General features: G+C 59.7%; 21 protein-coding genes. 11 read left to right on the forward strand and 10 right to left on the reverse strand.

What is annotated here, in order from left to right:
* Positions 1-109: 109 nt before the first annotated feature.
* Entirely contained in the window at positions 110-1243 is a 1134-nt protein-coding gene (locus tag GV764_RS17585; RefSeq protein WP_161661242.1) for an MFS transporter, read from the forward strand.
* Between the two features lie 14 nt (positions 1244-1257).
* Here the strand turns inward: GV764_RS17585 and yncE are convergent, their stop codons facing one another.
* Positions 1258-2316 (reverse strand): 7-bladed beta-propeller protein YncE, encoded by a 1059-nt coding sequence (gene yncE, locus GV764_RS17590; RefSeq protein WP_161661243.1) that lies wholly within the window; start codon positions 2314-2316, stop codon positions 1258-1260.
* Positions 2317-2563: 247 nt separating this feature from the next.
* Between yncE and pqqU the strand changes: the two genes are divergently transcribed.
* Positions 2564-4681 (forward strand): TonB-dependent receptor PqqU, encoded by a 2118-nt coding sequence (gene pqqU, locus GV764_RS17595; RefSeq protein ID WP_161661244.1) that lies wholly within the window; start codon positions 2564-2566, stop codon positions 4679-4681.
* A 114-nt stretch (positions 4682-4795) separates the two neighbouring features.
* Here the strand turns inward: pqqU and GV764_RS17600 are convergent, their stop codons facing one another.
* From GV764_RS17600 to GV764_RS17610, 3 genes are all read right to left on the reverse strand, one after another.
* Positions 4796-4969 (reverse strand): hypothetical protein, encoded by a 174-nt coding sequence (locus GV764_RS17600; RefSeq protein WP_161661245.1) that lies wholly within the window; start codon positions 4967-4969, stop codon positions 4796-4798.
* Positions 4970-5066: 97 nt separating this feature from the next.
* Positions 5067-5735 (reverse strand): GntR family transcriptional regulator, encoded by a 669-nt coding sequence (locus GV764_RS17605; RefSeq protein ID WP_161661246.1) that lies wholly within the window; start codon positions 5733-5735, stop codon positions 5067-5069.
* Between the two features lie 147 nt (positions 5736-5882).
* Positions 5883-6467: a helix-turn-helix domain-containing protein gene (locus tag GV764_RS17610; RefSeq protein WP_161661247.1), complete on the reverse strand. Its 585-nt coding sequence runs from the start codon at positions 6465-6467 to the stop codon at positions 5883-5885.
* A gap of 39 nt (positions 6468-6506) precedes the next feature.
* Between GV764_RS17610 and GV764_RS17615 the strand changes: the two genes are divergently transcribed.
* A complete protein-coding gene (locus tag GV764_RS17615) occupies positions 6507-7025 on the forward strand; it encodes a GNAT family N-acetyltransferase (protein ID WP_161661248.1) in 519 nt (172 codons plus the stop codon).
* Positions 7022-7471, forward strand: a complete 450-nt coding sequence (locus tag GV764_RS17620; RefSeq protein WP_125295195.1) for a DMT family transporter — start codon at positions 7022-7024, stop codon at positions 7469-7471. Before GV764_RS17615 ends, GV764_RS17620 begins: the two co-directional genes overlap by 4 nt.
* Here GV764_RS17620 and GV764_RS17625 read toward each other — a convergent pair.
* Positions 7468-7713 (reverse strand): DUF2526 family protein, encoded by a 246-nt coding sequence (locus GV764_RS17625; RefSeq protein WP_161661249.1) that lies wholly within the window; start codon positions 7711-7713, stop codon positions 7468-7470. The two genes, GV764_RS17620 and GV764_RS17625, sit on opposite strands and share 4 nt — an antisense overlap.
* Before the next feature lie 178 nt (positions 7714-7891).
* On the opposite strand from GV764_RS17625, the gene GV764_RS17630 reads away from it, so the two are divergent.
* The 3 genes from GV764_RS17630 to GV764_RS17640 are packed head-to-tail and all read left to right on the forward strand — an operon-like array spanning position 7892 to position 14389.
* Positions 7892-9247: an SrfA family protein gene (locus GV764_RS17630; protein WP_161661250.1), complete on the forward strand. Its 1356-nt coding sequence runs from the start codon at positions 7892-7894 to the stop codon at positions 9245-9247.
* A 4-nt stretch (positions 9248-9251) separates the two neighbouring features.
* Positions 9252-12239, forward strand: a complete 2988-nt coding sequence (locus GV764_RS17635) for a virulence factor SrfB (protein WP_161661251.1) — start codon at positions 9252-9254, stop codon at positions 12237-12239.
* Entirely contained in the window at positions 12230-14389 is a 2160-nt protein-coding gene (locus tag GV764_RS17640; protein WP_161661252.1) for a virulence factor SrfC family protein, read from the forward strand. Before GV764_RS17635 ends, GV764_RS17640 begins: the two co-directional genes overlap by 10 nt.
* A 50-nt stretch (positions 14390-14439) precedes the next feature.
* Here the strand turns inward: GV764_RS17640 and GV764_RS17645 are convergent, their stop codons facing one another.
* Genes GV764_RS17645 through GV764_RS17660 form a run of 4 tightly spaced genes read right to left on the reverse strand, consistent with a single transcriptional unit; the run spans position 14440 to position 18944 of the window.
* On the reverse strand, positions 14440-15561 hold the full coding sequence (locus GV764_RS17645) for a Gfo/Idh/MocA family protein (protein WP_161661253.1): 1122 nt from the start codon (positions 15559-15561) through the stop codon (positions 14440-14442).
* Positions 15558-16622, reverse strand: a complete 1065-nt coding sequence (locus tag GV764_RS17650; protein ID WP_161661254.1) for a sugar phosphate isomerase/epimerase family protein — start codon at positions 16620-16622, stop codon at positions 15558-15560. The genes GV764_RS17645 and GV764_RS17650 overlap by 4 nt, the downstream gene beginning before the upstream one ends.
* Complete coding sequence (locus GV764_RS17655) at positions 16619-17707, reverse strand: Gfo/Idh/MocA family protein (RefSeq protein ID WP_161661255.1); 1089 nt, start codon at positions 17705-17707, stop codon at positions 16619-16621. The genes GV764_RS17650 and GV764_RS17655 overlap by 4 nt, the downstream gene beginning before the upstream one ends.
* Complete coding sequence (locus GV764_RS17660) at positions 17700-18944, reverse strand: MFS transporter (RefSeq protein ID WP_161661256.1); 1245 nt, start codon at positions 18942-18944, stop codon at positions 17700-17702. The genes GV764_RS17655 and GV764_RS17660 overlap by 8 nt, the downstream gene beginning before the upstream one ends.
* Positions 18945-19112: 168 nt before the next feature.
* Here GV764_RS17660 and GV764_RS17665 point away from each other — a divergent pair, with 168 nt between their 5' ends.
* A complete protein-coding gene (locus tag GV764_RS17665; protein ID WP_161661257.1) occupies positions 19113-20084 on the forward strand; it encodes a LacI family DNA-binding transcriptional regulator in 972 nt (323 codons plus the stop codon).
* A gap of 29 nt (positions 20085-20113) precedes the next feature.
* Here the strand turns inward: GV764_RS17665 and GV764_RS17670 are convergent, their stop codons facing one another.
* The gene (locus GV764_RS17670) at positions 20114-20509 is read right to left on the reverse strand and encodes a NirD/YgiW/YdeI family stress tolerance protein (RefSeq protein ID WP_161661317.1); all 396 of its coding nucleotides are present in this window, start codon (positions 20507-20509) and stop codon (positions 20114-20116) included.
* A gap of 232 nt (positions 20510-20741) precedes the next feature.
* Between GV764_RS17670 and GV764_RS17675 the strand changes: the two genes are divergently transcribed.
* The 3 genes from GV764_RS17675 to GV764_RS17685 are packed head-to-tail and all read left to right on the forward strand — an operon-like array spanning position 20742 to position 22215.
* Complete coding sequence (locus tag GV764_RS17675) at positions 20742-21245, forward strand: hypothetical protein (RefSeq protein WP_161661258.1); 504 nt, start codon at positions 20742-20744, stop codon at positions 21243-21245.
* Between the two features lie 13 nt (positions 21246-21258).
* Positions 21259-21702, forward strand: coding sequence for a DUF421 domain-containing protein (locus tag GV764_RS17680; RefSeq protein ID WP_161661259.1), 444 nt, complete (start codon positions 21259-21261; stop codon positions 21700-21702).
* 15 nt (positions 21703-21717) lie between these two features.
* Complete coding sequence (locus GV764_RS17685) at positions 21718-22215, forward strand: 2-oxo-tetronate isomerase (protein WP_161661260.1); 498 nt, start codon at positions 21718-21720, stop codon at positions 22213-22215.
* The last annotated feature ends 4 nt before the right edge of the window (positions 22216-22219 follow it).

Here is a 22219-nt window from a genome sequence, read left to right on the forward strand (position 1 = left end):
TCACGCCGCCCGGGGCAGCGGCGGCGTTTCTCCCTGTCCGCTGTTGGCGTAGCTTGTCGTTTCGTCTTATCAATGCTAAGCGTTATATAAAAAAATTTTAAGGATCGTTATGACGACTCAACGTTTAGGGCAAGCGGTAGTCATTGGCGCGGTAATGATTTTTGGCCTGACCTATGGCCTGAGCGCGCCGCTTATTTCTTTACGTCTGCATACCGAAGGCTATGACGAGTGGTTTATCGGCCTTAACGCCGCGATGCATGCGGTGGGCGTATTTGCCGTGGCGCCGTTTCTTCCGGCGCTGTGTCAGCGCTACACCCCTGGCGCGTTAATCACCCGTTCGCTGTTCGCTATTTTAGTGCTGCTGTGCCTGTTTCCGTTTGTGCCGCTGCTCGGCTGGTTTGCGCTGCGCTTTTTACTGGGCGTCTTCAGCGAAATCATTCTGGTGGTGACAGAAACCTGGCTGAATCACACCACCGTCGAGCAGGCGCGGGCCAAAACCCTCGCCTGGTATACCGCCAGCCTGTCGCTGGGCTACGCCATCGGGCCGCTGTTGCTGCTGATTGCGCCTGGCGATATCCCGTTTTACCTCGGCGGCGGCCTGGCGCTGCTCAGCGCGGTGATCCTCTGGACCAGCGCCCCGCCCAGCCCGCCGCTGGCGGAAGATAAGGTCAGCGGGATTTTGCGCTACGTCTGGATGGCACCGCTGGCGATGGCGGCCACCGCGCTGAATGCCGCGCTGGAAGCCGCCGGGCTGAATCTGCTGGTGGTGTACGCCATGCAAATGGGCTGGAGCGAACAGGCGGCCACTGAATTGCTGGCGGTACTGATGGTCGGCGCGATTGTGCTGCAACTGCCGGTGGGCTGGCTGGCGGATAAATACGATCGCCATAAGCTGCTGCTGGGTTGCGCCGCGCTGTCTACCGTTGGCGCGCTGCTGTGGCCGCTGGCGTTAAACGTGCCGATCCTCGCCTGGCTGCTGATGTTTTTCTGGGGCGGCGTGTTTGTCGCCATCTATACGCTGATTATCACCCAGGTGGGGTCGCGCTTCACCGGCGCGCATCTGGCGGGCGTTTACGCGGCGATGTCGATTATGTGGGGCGTGGGCGCGTTGATTGGCCCGAGCCTCGGGGGGATCGCCATGAGTGCCTTCACCCACGGTCTGCCGTACCTGGCGGCGCTGATGTGCGGGCTGTTTTTTCTCTGGGCGCTGTGGGTGCACAAGCGGGAAAACGGTGGGGCCTGACCCCACCGCTCGGCTTACAGGGCGATGCGAATCACATCGTCCGGGCTGGTGGCTTCCTGCTTGCGGCTGGAAGGCTGCTTAACGCTGACGTACAGCGTTTTACCGTCCGGTGACAGCGCCAGGCTGTTCGGATGAACCGGGGCGTCGATGGTTTTCACCACTTTGTAGCTTTTCGCGTCAATCACGCTCACCGTGCCCGCCTGACGGTGGGTCACATAGGCTTCGTTGCGCGCCGGGTTAAACAGTACTGCCAGCGACGCAGGCGCATCGATTTTCGCCAGCACTTTCCCGTCGCGGGTATCGACCGCCAGCACCTGCGGCTGTCTGGAATCGGTGATAAACGCGCGGTGGTTCGCCGGATCCAGGCTGATGTTCAGGAAGAAGTGCTCTTTCCCGTCATCCAGCACTTTCTTACGCAGCACCTGCTTGTTGTTAGTGGTGTCGAAAGCGATCAGCTCGCCGTCGGCGTTGGTGGTGTAAACGCGTTTCGCGTCGCTATCCAGCGCCAGGCCAGTGCTGAATTTTCCGGTGCCGGTCAGCGTGGTGCGCAGTTTCATGGTCGCGCCGTCAATCACCCAAATCACGCTGTCTTCACTCAGCCCGGTCACATAAACGGTATTGGTCGCTTCATCCACCACCAGCTGGCGGGTGTGCATCGGCTTGACCGTTTCGCTGCGCTGGCGGTTATCCAGCACGATGCGGCCTTTCACTTCACCGGTTTTGGCGTCAATCGCCGTCACCGCGCTGTTCACGGTATTGCCAAACCACAGGGTATCGGTTTTGGTGTTGATGGCGGCGCCAAACGGCTTGAGATCGTTGTGAATGCGCTGTTTCACTTCCAGAGTCGCCGGGTCGAGTTTATAGACCACGCCGCCTTTATCCAGCGAACGACTCTGGGATGTCGCCACATACAGCGCCTGCTCTGCCGGACTGTAGGCCATTTCATACGCCCCCTTGTCGACGGGCTTACGCAGCAACTCGTCTGCGGCGTGGCTGGTGAAGGTAGCGAACGATGAGCTAAACAGCAGCGCGCCGAGCAGCGCGCGGCGTGCAGACAGATGACGAAATTCCATAACAACTCCCTTTTTACGTAGAAATGGCGGCGTCACATTGCATCCAGAAAAGCGGCCATGATTTTTTCACGGCTCTGATTTTGGTGAGAATAATAATCATTATTTTTAAAAAAAGGGAACAATTTTGCGTAACCGCCTGGCATTTGCCCACTACACTTCAATTGTTAACGATAAGTGCTGTTAATGTTTTCAACTTATTTCCAGATAACCTAAAATTTTGGCGCAATTACATAAAATTGGTTAAGGCATGATTATTTCTCGCGCGTTATTTCCCTTGCCGGTAGTGTTGCTACCGGCAATTTTTTCCCCGCTGACGGCGCTTGCCGCAGAAAATGAACAAACGATGGTGGTCACCGCCGCCCCCGGCCCGGTCTCTGAACTGGATACGCCAGCGGCGGTCAGCGTGGTGACGGGCGACGATCTGCGCCACGCCGCGCCGCAGATCAACCTGTCGGAAAACCTCGGCAGCGTGCCGGGTTTACAGATCCAAAACCGCCAGAACTACGCGCAGGATTTACAGCTGTCGATTCGCGGCTTTGGCTCGCGCTCCACCTACGGCGTGCGCGGCATCCGCCTGTACGTGGACGGCATCCCGGCCACTATGCCGGACGGTCAGGGGCAAACCTCAAATATTGATTTAAACAGCGTGGCGAGCGTGGAAGTGCTGCGCGGGCCGTTTTCCGCCCTGTACGGCAACGCCTCCGGCGGCGTGATTGACGTAAAAACCGAAACCGGCGAAGCGCCGCCGACGCTGGAAGCCAGCAGCTACTACGGCAGTTTCGGCACCTGGCGCTACGGCCTGAAAGCCAGCGGCGCGGTGGGCGACGGCACCCAACCGGGCGATGTGAACTACACCGTCTCCTCGACCCGCTTCACCACTCACGGCTACCGCGATCACAGCGGCGCGCGTAAAAACCTCGCCAACGCCAAACTGGGGGTGCGGATTGATGACGCCAGCACCCTGACCCTGCTGCTGAACAGCGTGGATATTCACGCCAACGATCCCGGCGGGCTGTCATACGGCGAATGGCGGGATAACCCGCGCCAGTCGCCGCGCGGCGATCAGTACAATACCCGCAAATCCATTAAGCAGACCCAGGCGGGCCTCAACTACCAGCGGGCGATGAGCGCCAGCGACGATCTTAGCGTCACGGCCTACGCGGGCGAGCGGGAAACCACGCAGTACCAGTCTATCCCCATGGGGCCGCAGTTAAACCCAACCCACCCTGGCGGCGTGATCCAGCTTAACCGTCACTATCAGGGCATCGACAGCCGCTGGACCCACCGCGACGCGCTGTGGACGCTGCCGGTCAACGTTACCCTGGGACTGAATTACGAAACCATGAGCGAGAAGCGCAAAGGCTACGAAAACTTCGTGCTGGAGAATGGCGCGCCGGTCTATGGCGAAAAAGGCGCGACCCGACGCGACGAGCGCAACCTGATGTGGAACCTCGATCCCTATTTGCAGTCGAGCTGGCAGTTGACCGACCAACTGACGCTGGACGCCGGGGTGCGCTACAGCTCCATCTGGTTTGATGCCAACGACCATTACATCACCGCCGCCAACGGCGATGACAGCGGCGACGCCAGCTACCACAAATGGCTGCCGGCGGGCGCGCTGAAGTATCGCGTCACCGATGCCTGGAACGTTTATCTTTCAGCGGGTCGCGGCTTCGAAACGCCGACCATCAACGAGCTCTCCTACCGCTCCGGCGGGCAGAGCGGGCTGAATCTGGCGCTGAAACCCTCCACCAGCGACACCCTGGAGCTGGGCAGCAAAACCCGCATCGGCAACGGCCTGTTCAGCGCCGCGCTGTTCCAGACGGATACCGATAACGAGATCGTGGTGGATGCCAGCAGCGGTGGACGCACCACTTATAAAAACGCCGGGAAAACCCGTCGCCAGGGGCTGGAGCTGGCTCTCGATCAGCAGTTCGCTTACGACTGGAAGTTGAAAATGGCCTGGACCTGGCTGGACGCCACCTACCGCAGCAACGCCTGCGGCGCAACGGACTGCAATGGCAACCGGATGCCGGGCATCGCGCGCAATATGGGTTACGCGTCGTTCGGCTATCAGCCGGAACAGGGCTGGTACGCGGGCGCGGACGTGCGCTATATGGGCGATATCATGGCGGATGACGAGAACCGCGCCAAAGCGCCCTCCTACACCGTCGCTGGCCTGAATACCGGCTATAAATTCCTGTATCAACGCTGGGCGCTGGATCTGTTTGGCCGGGTGGATAACCTGTTTGATAAAAGCTACGTCGGCTCGGTGATCGTCAACGAGAGCAACGGGCGCTACTACGAGCCCGCGCCGGGCAGGAATTATGGTGTCGGGATGTCGGTAAGCTATCGGTTCGAGTAACCCAAAAAAATGGCCCTTAGCCTGGAAGCCTGTTGACAAGCTCACCGGCAAGGGCCATCAAAAAAAGCGCGCCGTTCATTCCAGTCGCGCAAGCGTATCGCGCGGCGAAACGCGTTACGGCTTGCGATACCAGGCAGGATCGATATTGCCGAAATCAATGCCATACCGGTGTCCGGTTGGGATAAAGCATTCCATCACGCGTCCGCTCTCGGGGGCGTGATGCGCAACAATGGCGGGGACAAAGGCGGCTTTCAGCGCGCGCCCGAGGCGACTGAAAAAAGTGTGCATATGACCTCACAGGAAAACGGCGTTGACTGAACTCAGTAAAACGCCGTCTGCGCGGGAGGGGAACTAAAAAGGTTTGCTTTGGTTAGTTGAAAATTCGCTAACCTATCGATTGATAGTAAAAACGGCCCACTAAATCGTTCGCATCTTCAATCACCTGATGAACGGCGCGCACGCAGCGTTCAGCATTCCGTGATTCAAGAGAATCGATGAGTTCATGGTAGTCATACTGGCATTGTTCGATTTCGGGCAGTTGTGGGTACAGGAAATTGAAGCACGGCCCTACCTGTACCCAAAGTTGCTCAATCAGGTTATTGAGCGTTGGCATTTGCGCCAGCTTATAGAGTTCAAAGCGGAAAATCCGGTTGGCCACCAGAGTTTGTTCCACTTCGCCACTCTGTTTCGCCTCGGCAAAATCTTCCCAGAGTTTGCGTAACCTAATGACATCCTCTGCGGTCATTTTTTCCAGCGCTTTTTCGACAGCAAGTCCTTCAAGATTCTGACGAATCAGATTAATTTCCCTGAAGCGTTCCTCGCTTATTTCCGGCACTAAAAAGGCATGGGCTGGCGTTGCCACCAGCGCGCCGGATGAAACCAGCCTTAACAAGGCTTCACGCACCGGGGTAATACTGGTCCCCAGCTGCTCAGCAAGGTCTTTCGTGACAAGACGCGAACCAGGCTTCAAACTACCAATGATCAACGCATTCTTTAATCTCACCTCCACTTGCGTGGTTAAACTCATCCGTTGCGCCCTGTCCAGATCAAGCATGGTATTTCCTGCCTCACTCTATGATGTCATATTCCTGTTGCTGTCCTTCAGGCACCGTTGGCTCAGGCTTGTATAATTAATAGCCTTATAGTTCTCGGGTGCACTTAAAGAAAATAGCGATATTTAGATAAGATGCCAGCAAAATCGTTAAGAAATGCTAATTGAATTCTGGTTAAGAAGCACGACTAAATACACGCACAATGCATCACTTTCATTAATAAAGTGACAATCGTTGGGTGGACCGAGCTCCAGGCAATCGCCCTGATGCATTTCGTGGCGCACATCGCCCTCTAAAAACACCAGTTCGCCCTGCTGCAGCCAGATGAGCTGACGGGTAAAGGCGTACGCCGAGGCGGGCATAGGTATATCGCTGCCGGGAGGCAGTTCGACCTGAACCAAATCGAGGGGAAAATCATTTTGCGGTGAGATATGGCGGCGCAGATAGTGGCTCTGCGGATCGCGCCACAGCGGCTGATCCGCATAACGCAGCAGCCGCCCGGCGGGGGCTTCGGCACGGGCGATCAGCGTCGACATGCTGATGCCGAACGCGCCGGAAAGCCGTGCCAGCATGGTCGCCGTCGGGCTGCTCTCGCCGCGTTCGATTTTATGGATCATGGCGCGGGACACCCCGGCACGCTGGGCCAAATCGCTTAACGACCAGCCGCGTGATTCGCGCTCAAGGCGGATTCTGCGACTGATCCGTTGATTTAATGTGTCGATTATATTATTCATAGCGTATCAATATAGTGAACACCCCTCTGAGGTTCAACCATGAAGATTCGCCGTGCCCGCGCAGAAGACTGTGAAGCCATTGCCGGTATCTACAACTACGCCGTTTTACATACCGCGGCGATCTGGAACGACCGCACGGTGGATACCGAAAACCGCCTCGCCTGGTTTTATCAGCGCGGCAACGCGGGCTATCCGGTGCTGGTGGCTGAAGAGAACGGCATGATTACCGGCTACGCCTCGTTTGGCGACTGGCGGGCGTTTGAAGGCTTTCGCCACACGGTAGAGCATTCGGTGTATGTCCATCCGGATCATCACGGAAAAGGCATTGGCAACGCCCTGATGCTGGCGCTGATTGACGAGGCGCGCGCCTGTCATAAGCACGTAATGGTGGCGGGAATCGAATCAGAAAACGCGGCGTCCATCGCGCTGCACCATAAGCTGGGCTTTACTATTAGCGCAAAAATGCCCCAGGTCGGCACCAAGTTCGGGCGCTGGCTGGATTTGACCTTTATGCAGCTCCAGCTCGACGACCGCAGCGAGCCGGACCTGCCGGCATGAACAGCTCCCTGACCCTGCTGTTTTTAACCGCCGCAGGGATCGGCCTGGTGGTCCAGAACACCATTATGGTGCGCATTACCCAGTCCGCCTCGACGATCCTGATCGCCATGCTGCTGAACTCGCTGGTGGGAATTGTGCTGTTTACCGGCATTCTGCTGGCGCGCAACGGCCTCGCCGGGGTGCAGGAACTGTTCGCCACCGTGCGCTGGTGGACGTTAATCCCCGGCCTGCTGGGTTCGTTTTTCGTGTTCGCCAGTATTACCGGCTATCAGAATGTGGGTGCGGCCACCACGATTGCCGTGCTGGTCGCCAGCCAGTTAATCGGCGGGCTGGTGATGGATATCGCCCGCAGCCACGGCGTGCCGCTGCGGGCGATGATTGGGCCGGCCATCGGCGCGGTGCTGCTGGTGATCGGCGCCTGGCTGGTGGCAAGAAGGCAGTTTTAGAGAATCGTACCGCCGCGCGTCAACTGCGCCTGGCGCGCTTTTTCCGCCTGCTGGCGCTCCTGCGCCTGATGATGCCCGTGATGGGCGATGGCGGTGCGTAACCGCTGCTGCTGTTGATAGCGCTCTTCGCGGCTCAGCTCGCTATCGTCGCTCAGCGCAATCAGCAATTCATTCATTGGCGCGATCACGCTTTGCGCAATCGCCGCATCGACGCGGCTTATCACTTCATCCAGATGAGACATCGCTCCTCCTTATGGGGTTTTGTTCAATCTTAGCGCGACCGTACAGGACAAACCAGGCCATTTACCTCAGGCGTTTCAATGCCCCGATAATTCATCAGATTTCGCTTTTCTTCCGCCGTTTGCTTGCCGCCGGGCGCGGTAAAGTAGACAGGTAAAAGAAGATGGGCAGGAACAACACGTGGCAAAAACTCTCTTACGCAGCGGAAATCTGGATGACTTCCAGGCTGTCGGCGACAACGGGCAATCCGTTTTTGACTCTGCGCTGCAAATTCGTGAAACCCTGCGCCTGCGCAAGCAGCCGCTGGTGGACTATCTCGCCATTCCGCAGCGTAACGACGACGGCGATCGCGTGGACTGGTATGCGCCGCAGGAAGGCAAAGCGACGTCCTGGCTGGCCGCCAGCGACGCCCAGCGTAAACAGGCGCGCCGCCTGCTGGAAAGCGCCCTCGCCAGCGCCAGCGCGTTAAGCCAGCGCTGCCGTCAGAGCGACAAAACCGCGCTGGCCCACTTTGGCGCGCTGCTGGAAAAAGCGCTTCAGTTCCCGGCGGCCAACCACGTCTGGCTGGTCGACGGCAAACCGGCGATCACCTTCTGGGGCTTCGTCAGTATTAATGAAGGGCTGCGTGACGATATCCTGGCCTGCCTGAATGACGTGGAACCCGCGCCGCCGGTGATTGAAACCCTGCCTGCCGAAGAGCCTGACGCGCCAGCTGTTAAACCACAGTTGAGCGAACCCGACGCGCCGCTACTGATGCCCGCGCCCGAGCCCGCTGCTATCCCGGTGGCAGCCCCCGTCAATGAACCGGCTCCGCAGATTCAACCTGCCCCCGCCGCGCCCGCGCCTGCGCCAGGCCGACGTAAATCCGTCTGGCTGCTGCCGGTTGCCGCCGCAGTGATTGCCGCCATTGCTGGCCCGGCGCTGTGGGCCAGCCTGCAAAATCCGAGCGCGCCTGCCGTTGCCGCCGCGCCGAAAGCCGCCGAAGACAAAATCGCCGCGGTACGCGCGCTGGAAAACCCAACGCCGGTCGTGGCGGAAGTCAAACCCGCGCCGATGGTTGAGGCTCCGCCGTTGCCGCTGGCCCAGGCGAGTCTTTCGCAGCCAGAACCAGTGGTGACGCCGCCGCCTGCCCCTGCGCAGCCCGAAGACACCCGCAACGCCATGGTGATGGACGCCGATCAGGTCAAAATGGGTTCGACCCGCTTCCTTAACGGCAGCTGGCGGGTACAGGTGGAGTCCCGCGATCCCATCACCGGCAAGCCGCCGTCGCTGCGTTACGACATCAAAAACAACAAAGGCAGCGTGCGCGTGACCCACGGCGACAATATCGTCTGCCGCGCCGAGGTGTTCTCCGGCCTGCACAGCAGCGGCGAGCTGATGATCAAAACCCGTGGCAACGCGCGCTGTACCGACGGTTCGCGCTTCCCGCTGCCGGAAATCACCTGTAAATCGGGAGAGGACAACGTCGCGCAGTGTACGGCGCGTTATGACCAGAACACCCTGCTTCCCCTGACGTTTAAGAAAGCGAGCGCCTGATCCTATGCTGGCAAACCTGTGCGATTACCAACAAAACGTAGCCCTGATTGAAAACAGCGGCGTGCAGTTCCTCGATTTCGGCCTGACGCCGCAAGAGCCGCTGCACGGCGGCCGCTTTGTGCGTAAAACCGCTAACGGCCCGCTGCTGCGCCTCGATTATCTGGCCGCCAGCGATAAATACGCGCTCCCTGCCCGCGACGGCGGCGTGGCGGAAGTGGTCAAACCGGAAAGCGCCCATCTGCTGAGCTATTCGCTGAGCGTGCTGGACGGCGTCTGGCTGCCGGTGCCGGTGCTGCGTTTCAATCCGCCGCGCACCTTCACTACCGGGCCGGATAACTGGGCGCGGGTGCAAATTCGCCGTCTGGATGAGTCTGACAGCGCCGGAAACACCCACCGCGTGACCTTCGCGTTCGACACCCATCTCAGCGACGATGACACCGCTTCGCTGCTGGCCCCTTCGCAGTATGACGTGCGCAACGGCAGCCGTTTCGCCCTTGCCTGGCGCGATGACGAAGTGGGCGATTTTCTCGATCACACCTGGGTTGACGGCTGGCTGCGGGAGAGTTTTACCCACTACCTCGCCACCCATGAAAGCCGCACCCAGGGCGACAGCGCCAAAGCGCTAAAAAACTTTGAATACCAGGCGCACTGGCTGAACCTGCTGACCATGCTGGGCGAACAGCTCCAGGTGCCGGAGATCAAAATCGTCACCGAAACCCTGAGCACGGCCGCCATTCATGTCGATTTGATCCTTGATGTCGGCAACACCCATACCTGCGGCGTCATTATCGAAGATCACGGCGAAGCCAACGACGGGCTGCGCCAGACCATGGAACTTCAGGTGCGTTCGCTGAGCGAACCGCAGTTTCTTAACTCCCCGCTGTTTACCAGCCGCCTTGAATTCTCTCAGGCACGCTTCGGCAAACAGCATTTCTCGGTAGAAAGCGGCCGCGACGACGCCTTTGTCTGGCCGTCCATCGTGCGCGTGGGCGATGAGGCCCGTAAGCTCGCTACTGAACGACTGGGCAGCGAAGGCCACAGCGGCATCTCCAGCCCGCGTCGCTACTTATGGGACGAAACCCCCTCGAGCCAGGCGTGGCGCTTCAGCCTGTTGACGCCGAAAACCCAGCGCGAACCGCTGGCTACCGCCTGGCCGCTGATGAACCTGATGAATGACGACGGCGAGCCGCTGTGGAAGCTGCCCGCCGACGAGCGCCTGCCGGTGTTCTCGCCGCAGTACAGCCGCAGCTCGCTGATGACCCAAATGCTGTGCGAACTGCTGGCGCAGGCGCTGGTGCAGATCAACAGCGTCGCCAGCCGCCAGCGCATGGGGTTCAGCAATTCTCCACGCCATCTGCGCAACCTGATCCTCACCCTGCCGTCCGCCATGCCGGGCCAGGAGCGGGAAATTTTCCGCCGCCGGATGCAGGAAGCCATTGCCCTGGTGTGGAAAGCGCTGGGCTGGCATCCACAGGATGAAGACTTTGCCAGCGAGCAGGGCAAACGCCAGAGCCGCATTCCGGTGCCGAATATCCATATGGAGTGGGACGAAGCCAGCTGCGGTCAGCTGGTGTGGCTGTATAACGAAGCCATGGTGCATTTTCGCGGCCAGACCGAGGCCTGCTTTAAAAGTTTTGCCCGCAGCGACCGCCTGCCGGAACCGGGGGAAGCGCCGGGCCGCACCCTGCGCGTCGCCTCGATTGACATCGGCGGCGGCACGACCGATATGGCGATTACCCGCTACAGCCTCGATGACGGGGTCGGCAGTAACGTCAAAATCTCCCCAACGCTGCTGTTCCGCGAAGGATTCAAAGTCGCGGGCGACGATCTGCTGCTGGATATTATTCAGCGCTGCGTACTGCCTGCGCTACAGGCCGACCTGCAAAAAGCGGGCGTGGCGGACGCCGCCGCGCTGCTGGGATCGCTGTTCGGCGATTCCGGACGCATGGACACCCAGGCCATTCTGCGCCAGCAAACCACCCTGCAACTGCTGATGCCGCTGGGCCATGCGATTTTGCAGGCCTGGGAGCAAAGCGATCCCGCCGACGAGCTGGCCGGGTTGTACGCCAGCGTCGGCGATCTGCTGAGCAAGCGCCCGAGCGTTAACGTCCTGAACTATCTGAATCAGGCGATTGCCCTGGCGCTGCCCGCCGACGCCAGCGGTTACGACCTGTTCGCCGCGCCGCTGCAAATCCGCTTCAGCGAACTCCAGGAGCAGATTTTTGCCGGGAAATTCTCGCTGTGCGCCCCGCTGCACGCGCTGTGCGAAGTGATTTCCCATTACCGCTGCGACGTGCTGCTGGTCACCGGACGTCCGGGCTGTTTGCCGGGCGTCCAGGCGCTGATCCGCCATCTGCAACCGGTGCCGGTCAGCCGCATGGTGTGGCTGGAAAATTATGAAGTACACGAATGGTATCCGTTCAGCAAACGGGGCCGCGTCGGCAATCCGAAATCCACCGCCGCCGTGGGCGCGATGCTGTGCGCCCTCGCCCTGGATCTGCGCCTGCCGCGCTTTAACTTTAAGGCGGCAGACATCGGCGCGTATTCCACGGTGCGTTATCTCGGCGTACTGGACAATGAGGCCAATACGCTGCGCGATGAGAATATCTGGTATCGGGAAATCGACCTTGATAATCCCGGCGAAAAACTCAATGCCAGACTGCATTTCCCGCTGCGCGGCAACGTCACGCTCGGTTTTCGCCAGCTGGATAACGCCCGCTGGCCCGCCACGCCGCTGTATACTCTGGCGGTCAACTCCACCTCGCTGGCGAAAGCCATCGCCGGGAATGGCGTGCTCAACGTCCGTCTGGCGCTACACGGCGACAAATCGCGCCCGCCGGAAGGTTTTACCCTGGCGGAAGCCTGGCTTTCCGACGGCAGCAAAGTGCCGGTGGATCAACTGACGTTCAAACTGAATACCCTGGCGGACCGTCGCAGCAGCGGCAGCCACTACTGGATTGATAGCGGGAGTGTGTACCTCAAATGTCTGTAACTTCCTCACTTCCGGCGCTGGAAGACTGGCTGGCGCAGGCGCGCCAGCGTTCGGCGCTGCTGGATGCCCAGGCCAGCGCGCTGCAACTGGTCCTCGCCCGGTTGAGCGCCAGCGACCAGGCCCTGCAAAAACAGGCCGCGTCAAAACGCACTCTCGCGCTGTGCGGCGCAGGCCAGGCCAGCAAAGCCTTTTTACTGAGCGCGTTTTGCGGCGGCGAACAGGGCCGGTTGCCGGTGACGCCGGGCAAGCATCTTGATTACCTGACGCATATCAACCCAGGCCATAACGCCAGCGCCATGGCGCTGCGTTTTAGCGCGGACGCATCGCTGAGCGACGCGTTTCCGCTGACCTTACGTCTGCTGAGCGAAGCGGAGCTGGTGACGCTGTTTATTGAACACTACCACCACCAGCCGAATCCGCGCGGCGTGGACGACGGGCTGCTGCGTAAGCGCCTGGATGAGCTGCAGCCGCTGCGCCAGCCGCTGGCCGACAGCGCCATCACCACCGCCCGCCTGGCCGTGGTGATTGAAACGTTTACCCGCCGCGCCGGTATTCGCGCCCGCAGCGTACAGATGGAAACCTGGCACCGCTTTGCGTCGCTGATCCCGCACCTCGGTCTCAGCGAACGCAGCCAGCTGTACGCGCTGCTGTGGGGCGATCAGCGCGAGTTCACCGCGCAATGGCTGGGGCTGGCGGAAACTCTGCAACTGTTGGGTTACCACCGCACCGTCGCCGCGCCGCTCAGTCTGTTGGTCGACAACTTCTCTCTGCCTGAAGAAGGCTTCTTGCTGTGCGAGCATCAGGACAGCACCAGCGCCCGTGACGTGCTGGTCTGCGCCATCAACGGCGACGCGCTACAACCGGCGCTCAGCGTGGCGGTGAGCCAGCTGGCGCTGCTGTGCGCAGAGCTGACGCTGCCGCTGGAAAGCCCGTGCGCGTTGGGGGATGTGGATCTGCTCGACCTGCCGGCCCCGGCATTTTCTGCCGGCGCGCCGCTGTGGCAGACCAAACGCGCATTTTTGCTGGACTGCTACCGCCAGCAGGCGGCTATCGATCTGCTGGTGATGTGCGGCGCGACGCCGGACCGCGCCTCGACGCCCGCCATCGCCCGCACCCTGCTGCGCTGGGCGCAGGAAACGCATCCGGTACAGGACGATACGCTGCCAGGCCTGGTGTGGGCGATCACCCCGGGCGACGCGCGATTCAGCGGCGAACAACATCTGGATGACGGCGTACAGCGGTTGCTGGGTAAACCGGGGCAGCGCTGGGGTACGCTTCAGGCGCTGGATAATCGCAGCCTGCCGCGCCTGCTTGAATGGATGCAGGAAGCGCTGAGCGAACAACGGCGCGCGCAGCGTCTGGCGGCGCAGCAACAGCGCCTGCGCCAGGCGCTGAGAGAGGCATTTGCCCCTTATCATGACGACAACACCGCCGCCCTCGATGCCGAGCAGGCGATCCGCGCGCTGCAACGCCAGGCGGCGCGACACGGCGATATCCTGGCGGCGCTGCTGCCGCCGGTCGCCACGCTACAGGCGCTGTGCGACACCCCGGATAGCGCGCCGGTGACTCATGCGCAGGGATTGTTCGATCGGCATATCGATCTGTTCGCTGAACCGCAGTCGGGTGATTCATCGGCAATCGCCACTCAGGGTACGCTTGCCACCCGGACGCATCAGCTGTGGATTAACCATGTCCGCCTGTGGAGCCAACAGCCGGAGCAGGCGCGCCTGCTGGATCTGGAGCCAGCGGCGCTGGCCTGGCTGGCGGAAACCCTGATTGTCACCAGCTATCGGCTGCGGCTGGACGCGCAGCTGGACGCCATCGCCCGTGAAGAAGGCGTGTGCGGCGCGCTGCTGTATGCCGGGCTGGGCAACTTTATCACCTGGCTCGGCGTCAACAATCTGCCGCCGGACGCGCGCCCGGCCAGCCGGGTAAACGCCGGCAAACCGGTCTTCGCGCCGCAACCTGGCTGTAATTCGCGGTTGACCAGGCTCAGCGAACAACCCGCCCATGCCGCAACCGGCTATGTCTATGACTGGCTGGTGATGTTGTACCATCAGGCGCGCGGGAATCAGGGTTATCAGCACCCGGAAGCGGTGAAAACCCAGGACCGGAAGGCGTTAGAAAAACTGCTTTCACAACTCGCATAATCAAAAAGCCAGGCGCTTCCACGTCTGGCTTTTTGATTTACGTCAGGCGGCTACCACGCCAGCCATTCTCCTCCACGGGCGCTGCTGGCCTTCACCGTTTCGATAAATTTCATCCCGCTTATCCCGGCATCAATGCCCGGCAACAGCGGCGCGTCGCTCTCGCCACGGATCCACTGTGCGGCCTCGCGATAAATTTGCGCAAAACCCTCCAGATACCCTTCCGGATGCCCGGCGGGCGTGCGGCACAGCGCGCGGGTGTCATCACGGTTTTCAGGCCCGTTTCGCGTGACAGTGTAACTACTGGCGCCCTGCGGGTAGATGACCAGCTGTTCGGGATGTTGCTGATGAAAGCTCAGGCTGGCAAGGCTGCCGATAATCCGCAGCCGCAAATCGTTGAGATAACCGCCCGCCACCTGGCTTGCCAGAAGCCGACCCTGCGCGCCGTTGGCGTAACGCATATCGGCCACCACCTCGTCGTCGAGCCGTCGGCCCTCCACGCGGGTCATCAGCTCGCCACGCAGAGAAACCGGCTCCATTCCGCTGACAAAGGCCGCCAGTTGCCACGCGTGGGTGCCAATATCGCCAATCGCGCCCGCTCCTGCGAGCGTCGGATCGCCACGCCAGCGCGCCTGTTTATTGTCGGTCTCTTCCAGTCGTTCGCTGAGCCATCCCTGCAGGTACTCCACGTCGATGCGCCGGATATCGCCCAGTTCACCCGCCGCGACCCGTGCCCGGGCTTCACGCACCATCGGCAAGGCGCTGTAATTGTGGGTGAGGATAAACCGGCAACCGCTGTCGCGGACTGTTTTCGCCAGCGCCCGGCCCTCGTCCAGGCTGATGCCGAGCGGCTTATCGCAGATGACGTGGATGCCGCGCTCAAGAAACGCCTGCGCCACCGGCACATGCAGATGATTTGGGGTCACAATCGACACCACATCTATGCCGTCCTCCCGCGCCGCTTCGCGCGCCGCCATCTCCTGCCAGCTGGCGTAACTGCGATCCGGAGCGATAAACAGCGCTGCGCCGGAGCGCGCCGCCACGTCTGCCCGGGATGAAAACGCCCCGGCGACCAGTTCAAACTGGTCGTCCAGCCGCGCCGCGATGCGGTGGACCGCGCCGATAAACGCCCCTTCGCCGCCGCCCACCATGCCTAACCGTAAACGACGCGTCATGAGCCCTCCGCTAAACCGAGCATCTGGCGGATGGCCGTGCGGTCGCTGTTGCGCAGCGCAAAGTCATCAAAGGCGTGGTCGGCCACGTGGATAATATGATCGGAGATAAATTTCGCCCCTTCCCGCGCGCCGGTCTCGCCGTTTTTCAGGCAGCACTCCCATTCCAGCGTCGCCCAGCCGGGGTAATCGTACTGCGCCAGCTTGCTGAAGATGCCTTTGAAATCCACCTGTCCGTCGCCCAGCGAACGGAAACGGCCGGGGCGGTCGACCCACGCCTGGTAACCGCCGTAAACGCCGCTCTGCGCGCTGGGGGTAAATTCGGCGTCTTTAACGTGAAACGCACGGATGCGCTCATGCCAGAAGTCGATAAAGCCGAGGTAATCCATTTGCTGGAGCACCATGTGGCTCGGGTCAAACAGGATGTTGCAGCGCGGATGGTTGCCGGTCAGCTCGAGAAAGCGCCCAAAGGTTGCGCCGTCATGGAGATCTTCGCCGGGATGGAGTTCATAACACAGGTCCACGCCCGCCTCGTCAAAGCTGTCGAGGATCGGCGTCCAGCGCTGGGCCAGGGAGGTAAAGGCTTCGTCGATCAGCGCGACGTTGCGCGGCGGCCACGGGTAAAAATAGGGCCAGGCCAGCGCGCCAGAAAAGGTGGCGTGGGCTTTTAAACCGAGCTGCTGCGAGGCTTTGGCGGCGTTTTTTAGCTGTTGCACCGCCCACTGCTGGCGTCCGGCGCGATCGTTGCGCAGCGCGTCAGGCGCAAATCCGGCGAAGGCCAGTTCGTAAGCCGGATGCACGGCCACCAGTTGGCCCTGTAAATGGGTCGACAGTTCACTGATCACCAGACCGACATCCGCCAGCTTGCCGCGCACGTCATCGCAGTAAGTCTTGCTGACGGCGGCCTGGTCGAGATCGAAAATATGGGGGAGATGGGTGGGGATCTGCACCGCCTTGTAGCCCAGCCCCGCCGCCCAGGCGGCTAAGGTGTCCAGTTTATTAAACGGCGGCGCGTCGCCGATAAACTGGGAGAGAAACAGGGATGGTCCTTTCAGGGTTTTCACAAATACACCTCCTTAATAAATACCGTTCGCTGTTCGCGTACCGCGCGGTCCGCCGCCAGCACCACCGCCAGACTGTCTATCGCCTGTTGCAGGTGGGTGTCCAGCGGCGCATCGCTGGCAATCGCATGGGCAAAAAATTGTTGTTCCCTGCGGCACAGCTCGTAATGATCGGGCTCGTCATCGGTATCGATCCACTCATCGGCAGTGATGAACTGCCCCCGGGCGTCCAGCCCGGCATGATGCAAGCGCAGGGATTCGGTGCGGGTATGGGCCTCGACGTTCGCCGACTGCCCTTCGCCGCCCGCCTCGCGCGCCACGATGGACGCCGAGCCGTTGGGGCCAATGACGTCTTTCACAAAGAACGCGGTCTGGCTCATCATCGGCCCCCAGCCCGCCTCGTACCAGCCTACCGAACCGTCGCTGAAACGCACCTGCAGCTGGCCGTAGTTGTACTGCTGTTCGGGGATTTCCTCAGAAAGCCGCACGCCGATGGCGCTCACCGATTCCGGCGTGCTTTGGGTCATCTGGCACATCACGTCCAGATAATGCACCCCGCAATCGACAATTGGCGACAGCGACTGCATCAGCGCTTTATGCGTCTGCCACGCCTCGCCCGCGCTCTGCTGGTTGAGGTTCATGCGCATCACCAGCGGCTTGCCGAGGGTATGGCTGAGTTCGATAAAACGCTGCCACACCGGATGCTGGCGCAGAATGTAGCCCACCACCACTTTTTTACCGGCGCGGGCGGCGGCATCCGCCACCCTTTGAGCACCGCTCACCGTGGTGGCGAGCGGTTTTTCGATAAACAAATGGCAACCGGCGTTCAGCGCGTCAATAGCCAGTTGCTCATGGCTGTCAGGCCAGGTCGCGATACACACCGCGTCGGGCCGGGCGTCGCTCAGCGCATCCGCGAGCGTGTCATACAGCGCCGGGTCGCCGGTGAGTTTTTCCCGCAGGCGGGCTTTGGAGTCGCCGCGCGCCACCAGTCCGCACAGGATGAATTCCGGCATGGCGTCCAGGGCCAGCGCGTGCGCGCTGCCCATGTTGCCGCACCCGACCACCACAATGCGCAGCGGTTTAGCCATGCTGTTTCTCCTCGCGGTAGTTGAAGGTGAAGAAGAAGATGGCGGAAATAATCACCGCCGCGATTGCCGGCAGCCACCAGAAGTCCTGCCACTGGGCCAGCGCTTCTGCACCCTCGGCGGTAACGGAACGGTTAAACACCGCGCCGCTGATTTGCGAACCGATCAGCATCCCCAGACCGTAGGTGAACAGCACCAGCAAGCTTTGAGCCTGGCCTTTAACTTTGTTGCCCGCCACTTTATCGGTGTAGATAAAGCCGATCACGAAAAAGAAGTCGTAACAGACGCCGTGCAGAATGATGCCGATGTAGATCATCCAGCGGGTTTCTTCATTGATGCTCAGGGCAAACATGGCGTAGCGCAGGAACCATGCCAGCATCCCGATCAGCAGCATCATTTTGATGCCCAGCGCCCGGAAGAAGAACGGGATCAGCAGCATAAACAGCAACTCGGACATCTGGCCAAACGCCATCACCCCGCTGACGTTTTCAAAGCCGAGGGCGGAGATAAACGGCGCGGCGTAAGCGTAATAGGCGGCCAGCGGAATGGAGATCAGCGTGGCGCAGATAATAAACACCAGGAAATGGCGCTGTTTCAGCAGCGCGAACGCGTCGGCGCACATCAGGTCGCGCATCGACAGCGGCTTGCCGCGATCCGGCGCGGGGGTGTGCGGCAGCGTAAAGCTATAAATACCCAGGATCACCGAGGCGACCGCCGCCAGCGTGAAGATGCCGGTGCTGTCGGAAAGCCCGGTAGCGCCAACGATCAGCCCCGCGACAATCCAGCCGATGGTGCCGAACGCGCGGACAATCGGGAAGCCCTTCTCGCTGTTGCTCAGGCTGTGAAACGCAACGTTGTTGCTGAGCGCGATGGTCGGCATATAGCACAGCATATAGGCGAAGATGATCCACAGCAGCCCGCTCTGCCCGCTTTCAAACAGCGTCGGCAGCCACCACAGCAGCGCCGCGCCCACCAGATGCAGGATCCCCAGCACCTTTTGCGAGGCGAAGAAGCGGTCCACCAGCATCCCCAGCAGGAACGGCGACAGAATCGAGGCGATCGGCCCGGTAGAGAACGCATCGCCAATCAACGCGCCCAGGCCGTACTTTGACATCACAATCCCCAGGGTAACGTACCACGCCCCCCAGACGAAAAACTCCAGAAACATCATAAGTGACAAGCGCGGTATGACCCACTTGTGGGTGGCGACCTGTGCGCCGACGGCGGATTGAGAAGACATAGCATCCTCCAGAGATGTAGTTGAGGTAAGTGGAACGTCCTTGTAATCGATTACATGTTATACTGAGGTAAAATGTAATCGATTTCAGAAAGCTTCTCCAATCTCGGGAACGGCTTTTTGGTATGATTGACGCAATTCTGCAAGGCGCTTCACAGTTCAAGGATAAGCATGTCGATCGATAAAGTGGCGCGAGTCGCCGGCGTTTCTACTGCCACCGTTTCCCGGGTGCTGAATGGCAATCCCGGCGTGAAGCCCCTTACCCGCGAAAAGGTCCTGGCCGCCATCGCCACCTGCGACTATCAACCCAATTTGCTGGCGCGCCAGCTGCGCACCTCGCGCAGCAATATGCTGCTGGTGCTGGTGTCGAGCATTCTCAACCCCTTCTGCGCGGGCGTGGTACGCGGCATTGAAGAAGAAGCCGAGAAACACGGCTATCACATTCTGTTGTGCAATTCGGAGTCGCGGCTCAATCGTGAATCGGCTTACCTGCGTTTGCTGAGCGGCAAAGTGGTGGACGGGGTGATCACGATGGATGCCATCAGCTGTTTGCCCGGCCTGACTACACTCATTGGCGACTCGCCATGGGTGCAGTGCGGCGAAGGCGATCCGGGATATAACGCCTCATCGGTGACCATTGATAATGGTCTGGCCGCCAAAGCGGCGGTGGATTATCTGGTGGCGCAAGGTTATCAGCGCATCGCCATGATCAACGGCGACGTGCGCTATCTGTACGCTTCCCAGCGCGAAGCGGGCTATCGCGAAGCCTGCGAAGGCCGCTGGCAGCAGGTGGTGTATACCGAAAGTCTGGAGTATCAGGCCGGGTTTCAGGCGATGGAGCAACTGCTGGCTCAGGCGGATAAACCCGACGCGGTGTTCGCTATTTCCGATTCGCTGGCGGGCGGCGCGCTGGCCTGCGCCCATCAACGCGGGCTGAAGGTGCCGGAACAATTGGCGATTGTCGGGTTTGACGGCATTCCGTTTGGCGAGATCACTACCCCGCCGCTGACGACAATCGCCCAGCCGATTCATCAGCTGGGCGTGCGTAGCGTGCAGTTACTGCTGGAGCGGATCGATAACCCGGCGATGACGCCGGTGTACGAAATGCTTCCCTGGTCGTTGGTGCAACGTGGTTCAGCGTAAGCAGCCCGCTTAAAGCAGGCCTTTATCGATTATTGTTTTTGAAAGCGGTGCGCCACAATGTGCGCCGTTTTGCCTTTTTTCTCCAGCGTACCGCTGATGCCCACCAGCTCATCCGGGCTGGCCTGGCGATCTTTCGCCACCTCCGGCGGGATCACCACTTCGACTTCCCCGGTACGATCGCGTAATACGTAGCGGTGATTGTCCGACTGTTCGATCAGGTTGCCACGCAGCGATACGGAAGCCCCGTCATGCATCGCCATCGCCTGTTTCACCGTCATTGAGCGGGCATCCTCCATACCGCGATAGCCGTCGGTTTGGTCATGCGCGGGCGGCGGCGCTTTGTCCTGCTTCAGCACATCGCCCTGCTGGGCCTGTGCGCCGAAACCCACTAAGGTCAGGAAAAGAATACCGTGAATCGCTTTCATCATGCTCTCCCGTCATTTTTATATGATACCTAAGCCTGGCATACTCCCGTTAAGTTGACGGCGCGAAAATACTATATTGATGAAATTCAGGATTATTCTCTGCGTTATTACCGCTGCGCTTTGCTGCTATTCAGGCGTAATGGAATACCTGCCGAACTCTCCTACACTTATTAAGCGTTGCGTTAAATCCCATCGGGATCACGTATTCTGTTAAAAATGAACAGGTTGAATTATGGCAAAACCCGCCTCGGTGCAAAATAAAATACCGGTTAAAGAGAGCCCTCAATGGCTGGCCTTTGAATATATCATGCAAAAGTATGGCGGCGTGGCGCTGGTTAGCATTGTTTGCCTGGGGCTGCTGGGGTTATTTTCTGACGGGGTGTTAAGTTCTAAACGCATCAGCGATCCGTCTCACGCGTTAAGCGTGGAATATGAAAAAATGGGTCGTATTGACAGCGACATGAATATTAAAATCGAAACGGCGACGACGGGAGAAAATGTCACGCTGGTGCTCGGCGGCGACCTGATGGAAGCCAACGAAATCACATCGCTTTACCCGGCAGCAGAACGGATGACCAGCCATAACGGCGAGCTGGTATTACACTACCGCGCCAGCCCGACGCCCGGCCCGTTTGCCGTCTGGCTGGGCGTAACGCCTCGTCAGGTTGGCGAGCATCACTATACTCTGCGGTCCGGCGACAAAACGCTGACCTTTAATCAGTTTATCCTTCCCTAACGAGGCGCCAGGTATGGAAACGGTACTGAGAGCGGTCAGCGTTTATATTGTGCTGGTGATCGTGTTTAAAATCGCCGGTCGCCGCACCCTGCTGCAAATGACCAATTTCGATCTGATTTTAATTTTGATTATCAGCGAAGCCACCCAACAGGCGTTATTAGGCAACGATTTTTCTGTCGTTGGCGCGTCGCTAACCATTATTACCCTGATCTGCGCCGATATTATTTTTGGCATTCTGAAAAAATACGTTCCCGGCGTCGATAATATGATTGACGGCGTCCCGGTTATTTTAGTGGCGGACGGCATTCCTAATCAGAAAAAACTGAAAATGACTGACATCAGCGTTGATGATGTGATGGTGGCGGCGCGTTGTAATCAGAGCATTATCGATATCAAAGATATCAAGTTTGCTATTCTTGAAAAGAATGGCCAGATATCCATTATCCCCTATCAATAAAACAGAGCGCTTACTATGGATCAGGAAAAATTAATTCAACAAGCAGAAGAACTGGGAAAACTGTTTATTGCCAAAAAGCTGCGCCTGACCACGGCGGAATCCTGCACTGGCGGGCAGCTGGCCGTGGCGCTGTGCGCGGCGGAAAATACCCCGGATTTTTACAGCTGCGGTTTTATCACGTTTAACGATGAGGCGAAAAGCAAACTGGTGAACGTCCGGCCGGAAACGCTCGCCCGCTACACCGCCGTGAGCCAGCAGACAGTGGAAGAGATGGTGGCCGGTGCCATTGCGCGATCGGGAGAAGATATCGGCGTCGCGATCAGCGGCTACGCCGGGCCGGACGGCGGCTCCGACGGCACGCCCGCCGGAACGGTATGGTTCGCATGGGGACAGGCGGAGAATATTAAAACGGCGGTAAAACGCTTTGACGGCGACAGCGTTTCAGTGCTTCAGCAGGCGGTGGTGTATGCGATTTCAATGTTGAAAGAGTATGTTACGCAACACGAAAATTAAGCGC

This window comes from Atlantibacter hermannii (genome assembly GCF_009907385.1).
In the GTDB taxonomy this organism is placed as follows: domain Bacteria; phylum Pseudomonadota; class Gammaproteobacteria; order Enterobacterales; family Enterobacteriaceae; genus Atlantibacter; species Atlantibacter hermannii_A.